Annotated in this window: 6 protein-coding genes and 1 pseudogene; all 7 read left to right on the top strand. The window is 64.9% G+C overall.

Annotated elements, in window-relative coordinates; genetic code table 11:
- The first annotated feature begins 1244 nt into the window (after nucleotides 1-1244).
- The gene (locus tag AAFP05_RS04735) at nucleotides 1245-1730 is read left to right on the top strand and encodes a site-specific integrase (RefSeq protein ID WP_341728703.1); all 486 of its coding nucleotides are present in this window, start codon (nucleotides 1245-1247) and stop codon (nucleotides 1728-1730) included.
- A 219-nt stretch (nucleotides 1731-1949) separates the two neighbouring features.
- Nucleotides 1950-2372 (top strand): hypothetical protein, encoded by a 423-nt coding sequence (locus AAFP05_RS04730; protein ID WP_341728702.1) that lies wholly within the window; start codon nucleotides 1950-1952, stop codon nucleotides 2370-2372.
- Nucleotides 2373-2397: 25 nt separating this feature from the next.
- Nucleotides 2398-2733 (top strand): hypothetical protein, encoded by a 336-nt coding sequence (locus AAFP05_RS04725; protein ID WP_341728701.1) that lies wholly within the window; start codon nucleotides 2398-2400, stop codon nucleotides 2731-2733.
- Nucleotides 2730-4385 carry a hypothetical protein gene (locus AAFP05_RS04720; RefSeq protein WP_341728700.1) on the top strand — a complete coding sequence of 552 codons (1656 nt, stop codon included), beginning with the start codon at nucleotides 2730-2732 and terminating at the stop codon, nucleotides 4383-4385. The genes AAFP05_RS04725 and AAFP05_RS04720 overlap by 4 nt, the downstream gene beginning before the upstream one ends.
- A gap of 13 nt (nucleotides 4386-4398) precedes the next feature.
- A complete protein-coding gene (locus tag AAFP05_RS04715) occupies nucleotides 4399-4608 on the top strand; it encodes a hypothetical protein (protein ID WP_341728699.1) in 210 nt (69 codons plus the stop codon).
- Between the two features lie 64 nt (nucleotides 4609-4672).
- Entirely contained in the window at nucleotides 4673-4957 is a 285-nt protein-coding gene (locus AAFP05_RS04710) for a hypothetical protein (RefSeq protein ID WP_341728698.1), read from the top strand.
- Nucleotides 4954-5371: pseudogene (locus AAFP05_RS04705) on the top strand (hypothetical protein); the annotation flags it as partial. The gene AAFP05_RS04710 and the pseudogene AAFP05_RS04705, both read left to right, overlap by 4 nt.

Raw genomic sequence — 5371 nt, 5'->3', positions numbered from 1 at the left:
AATTTCGGTAGCGCCCGCACATTTCGACAGCAGCTGTAGCCACCGTCCCCACCGCCAACGAACGAACTAACGCACATGCACTAGGGTCGCGGCTCAACTTGGGGTGAATCGGTCGACCGACCCAGCTCGTCGGGTGGACGCGTGGTATCCGGGGGTCCCGGAGATCTTCAAGAATGAGGCCGCCCGTAACAGCCCTGCGGCCTTCCGTGATCGTGGGATCTTCATCACCAGCCGCTCGTTGGCCCGCGCATGAGCCATTCGCCACTGGGCAGCGATGAACTGCGGCTGCTATTGCATTGACCTGCAATGGCTGGAAACAGGACAGGCGTCGGATCGTCCGACGCCTGAGGAGATTGGTACACCGCCAGGGACTCGAACCCTGAACCCGCTGGTGCTCCAATCACAGATCACGTTGAGCAGCTAGCGCCACTGATCAATCTCTTTGGGTGGCGGTCTATCGCTTAGCCCGGTGGCGAGAGGGATGCTCCGGACGGGCAGATGTTCGCCAGATCTCGTAGCCACATTTCTCTGGAAGGCTCCGAGTTATCCACAGAGTGTTGTCCGTTTGACGTTTTCGGGGGTCTTGTTACCAATACTTTCCTCGACACCTGCTGGCCAGCTTTGCTCCTGAGCAGGAGCACCTCAGTTTCGGCTTGCGGTGGAGACAGAAAGGAAGCGGGAATGCCTCGAATGGACGTCCTCTGGCCCTTGGTCACAGTGGTTGTGGGTGAGGGTGACCCTCCGACTGGCCGGATGATCCGCCAGGATGAACTGCGCGGGAGCGACGCGGCCTGGACACAAGTCAATCAACAGAAGTCCCGTTCGCTTCATTACACGGTGGAGTTCTGCTACTCGACGCTGGAACTGCGACTGTGGGTCGTGTAGTAACCATGAGCGCGCGTCAGCAACACCCCCAATCGCGGCCGATCCCGGAGTCGTGGATGGACCCACTGGAGTGCTTCGACCATTGGCTTGCAGCGGGAGACAAGTCGCCTCGGACACGCGAGTTGCGTCGGTACCAGCTGGGTCGGCTTGCTCGTGCGTTCCCTGAAGGGCCTGGTGCTGTGACGTTCCTGGGTTTGGTTGATTGGCTGGCGGCTCGGAACTGGAACGCGGAGACGCGCCGGAGCACGCGCGCCTGCCTCCGGGCGTTTTTCGCTTGGGCCGCTCTCAACGGTGTGGTTCTCGTGGATCCCGCTGCGGACTTGCCGACGGTCCATCGCGGGCAGCCTCAGCCACGTCCGGTGGCAGAAGCAGCGTGGCGTGCTGCCCGTGATGCGGCGGACGTCCGCGTCCGCTTGATGATTGATCTGGGTGCGCAACTGGGACTTCGACGAGCGGAGATCGCCGCCGTTCACCGGAAGGACGTCGTAGGTGACGGGAACGGTTGGGCCTTGATCGTACGCGGCAAGGGGCGACGAGAACGCACGCTCCCGTTGACTGACGACTTGGCCACGAGATTGCTGCGGGCCAGCGGATGGGTGTTCCCGAGCACTCAACCGGATAGCCATCTGACACCCGATCGGGTCGGCCGTCTGATGCAGCTGGCATCCCATGGAGAATGGTCGGCTCACCAGTTGCGCCATCGGTTTGCGTCGACCGTCTACAACGCGACCGGCGACCTGTTGTCCACCCAGCAGTTGCTGGGGCACTCCAAACCTGAGACTACCCAAGGGTATGTCCGGGTGGCGGACAACCGGTTGCGCGCCGCCGCCGCGACTGCCGCATGAGCGGTCGCGCCCGTTCCTCGCTGACTACGGCAAACAGTTGGCGGCGACCCGCGGATTCGGGCGGTGCACCGCTCGGAGCACATCCCACATGCCAGCAACCGCGGAGTCGCAGGCCGTCCGGCAATCAGGGCCTGTGAACAAGCTGACGGACTCCCCTACTTCGACACAAGACATAACCAACGGAATACCTCGACCTCACCCCCGACGAAGGGATCAGCAATGAAGACGTTGAAGAACTTGATCGATCTGAACGACGAGCAGCGAGAGCTCGCTGATCGGTTCTGTGATGCCGCGCAGGCCTTGGCTCGGATCGCGAATGGGATCAGCGGTCGGGTGATGCCGGCCCCGACGGCCTACGACTTGCTGGGCAATTTGAAGGCGGCGTTGGGCTATCTGGCTGAGGTGGCGGTGTTCGTGCCCGATGGAGTGCGCAACTCGCTGACCGATGAGCGGATCGACGTGTATGACCAGGACTTATGGACCGGTGAGAGGCGGGATGCTTCCCGGCAGGTGACGATCGCGGCACAGCACCTGAAGGAGTTGCTGATCCATCTCGAGGCGGCGCAGGAAGCCGCTGAGGCCGCGCAGGTCGCGCTGAGCAGCCAGGGATACCGCGATCACCATGAGATGTCTCGGCGATAGCTCACTTGATGCGGGGGTGCCCAAGATGACTGGTGGCCTGGATGATTCGATCGGCCGGATCTCGGCCTTGGTGGATCGTGCGTTGGAGTGCGCGGACCAGCTGGCGGATCCTCGGGCCGGTGATGCGTGGTGGCAGCTTGCTGCCAGCACGCTTCCGGCGCAGGTGTTGGTGCTGCAGGCCTCGGCCAGCTCGTCCGCACCTGCGTCGATGCTCGAGGCTGAGTATGCGTCGTCGACCGAATGCCTGTTCGCTATCCAGGCCGAGTTGACCGCCTGGGATTGGGACGGTCTGGATCGGGAGACGTTGCGTGCGGGCGCGCAAATGGTTCTGAATGTTGCCGATCTGCTGAGCATGCCATGAACACGCCAGGCGTAGTTCGGCAGGCGATCGTCTTGGTCAACGAGGGCGAACCCCTTGGCCTGCCGGAGTGGGCGCAAATCGTGGTGGCATGCCGGGACATGCAGAACCGCAGCGCTGATGGCGCGGTCGAGCTGGCCGCCGCGGTCAGCCGCGTGGTGACCAGTGAGCGGCGCCCGTATCCGCTCGCGGATGCCGTGCGTGCCTGGCCAGATGCTCGGACCGAACAGATACGGGTGGTGTTGGCGATGGTGACACGCGCGACCCGCCGCGGCGACCAGCCCAAGACAGCAGACGCGTTGCTTGCTGGGGTGGAACGTGCCGCTTTGGCCCCCGATCCTGGATCGGGACTATCGGATCTGAACTCGGCTTTGGCCCGGTGGCGAGGTGTGGTGGCCGACGTGGGCGGTCGCGCGACACCGCAGCTGGCCGCGGCGATTGGGCAGCATCAGCTTGGCCTGCTGACGATCACCCGGGACCTGGCCGCCAGGATCGATCTGTCACCGTCGCCGCCGATCGACACCGAGCGGCTGTTCGGTGGCCTGGACGCCTGCCGGGACGCCTGGCACCAAGCGGTCGCTGCGTGGCGGACGGCTCCACCAGGACCGGCACCGACCCGAGCGGATGCCACCGCGATATCGCTGGCGGCGGTGGAGCTGCGAGACGCATTGTTGTCTCGTCCCCCTGCGGACGCGACGCTGGCTTCGCTGGTTCGCAGCGGGGTGGGCGGCAATCTGCTCATCGCCGCCGCCCTTGACTCCGATCCGACCAGTTCGCTGACTTCGGTAGCTCGCCGATTGAACGCACTGACCACACGGATGACCGATGATTCTCTCGCCCTCACACTGACGACGCCTACCAGCGTGACATCCGCCAGACCGGAGGCGCCTCCCCAGGCTTCCCGACCTATGGCCGCTGCTCGGTCCCACCAGGTGGCGACCGCGTCAGCATCCCCGGCGAGTGAGGAAGTGCGGCTGACCATTGAGATCGAGCGGGAGTTGGCTGGGCGTCGCGATACCGGCGTGGTCGCCCAGGCGGCCTTGGATGGGGTACCGTCCGCCCTGGCTTTGTTGTCGGGCGCATCCGCTAGCGATCTCGCCAGGTTGACGTGGCAGGGACGACAAGCGGTCGGAGTGCTGGTCGCGAGCGTACGGGGCGCTATCTGGTCTCACGCGCATCGCTACCCCGCGCAGGCAGACGAGAGGTTCGCAACCGCGGCTGCAGCGGTTGCCGCCGCGGTGCACAACTGGGATCCTGATCGGGCCCGTTGGTTGACGTGGGCAATCAAGGTGTCCGATTGGTCGATGGCCACGCTCTACCGCACGGAACTGGCGTTGCCGCGTCCGCTATCGATGGATATCGATTGCCCCGATTCCACCCACCGCACGATTGATCCGACTCTTCTCACCAGCGACCTGCCCGACCCGGGCGAGACCGCCGCGGCGCATCTCGACGGGGCGAGAGCCGCCCGCTTGGTGGAGCGCCTGCCATGGCCGGATAACAAGATTCTCAGCGACGCGATGGGGTTCGGCAGCGGCCAACCCCAGACGGTCGAGGCGATCGCCCGGCGCGTCGGCATGCCCCGATCGACAGTCCGTGCGCACCTTTGTCGCAGCCTCGAGCAGGTGCGCCGCCAGATGGGAGTCGATCGATGATGATCAGCCGCCTGTGCCCGCTGACCCCAACACCCTCAATGAGTTCACCCCAACACAGGAGGTCCACGATGTGCTGGTCTACGACCGCCGCGGCCGCCTTCTTGGTAGCCATTGGGCTGTTGAGCGGCTGCCACGCCAGTTCTCCTACCGCGGCGGACACGGCGACAACGGCACGTCCGTCGAGCACAAGTTCGTCGGATGGAGCAACGACAGCACTGCCTGATCCGAGTCATCTTGGGTTGGATGGGGCCAGCCGGTCGGCGGCGCTGGAGTTGGCGGAGACTGCGATGGGGTTGTTCGCGCGTCCTGACGTGCCGAATGAGGTGTGGTGGGCCGAGCTTGAGCCAGTCTTGTCGGCGCGGGGAGCCGCGGCTTACGTGACGGTGGATCCGGCGCGTATCCCCGTGCGTCAGGTGAGTGGGCCGGCGGACCTGCCGGGGTGGACGACGCCGGAGGTGGCGCGGGTCAGTGTGCCGACCGATGTCGGCAGCTATCTGATCATCGTGTCTCGCAGCGATGCCGATCCGGTGTGGCGGGTGGAGCGGTTCATCGCACCGGAGGTGCTGTCATGAGCCGGACGAAACTCACAGCAGCTGGCATCGTCCTGCCGGTCGCGCTGATCACTACCCTGCTGGGGTTCTTGTTGTTCGATGAGGACCAGGCCGCCTGCATTCCCGCGGGCTCGGCTGTCGTTGTGGATCCGGGCTCGGTGCCGGCCGGCCCGGTGGCGGGTTTTTCTGGTGAGCAGCTGGTGAATGCCGCTTACATCATGGCTGCGGCGGCGTCGATGGGGTTGACGGTGCGGGATCAGCAGATCGGTGTGATGACCGCGATCGGTGAATCCGCGCTGCGGGTGCTGGACTATGGCGATGCTGCGGGCCCGGATTCCCGGGGCTTGTTCCAGCAGCGTGATAACGGCGCGTGGGGCACGCTGGCGCAGCGGATGGACCCGTACGAGTCGGCGTTGAGTTTCTTCCGCGTCCTCG

This window comes from Brooklawnia sp., from assembly GCF_032229645.1.
In the GTDB taxonomy this organism is placed as follows: Bacteria; Actinomycetota; Actinomycetes; order Propionibacteriales; family Propionibacteriaceae; genus Brooklawnia.
This window is presented reverse-complemented; position numbering and strand designations above follow the sequence as displayed.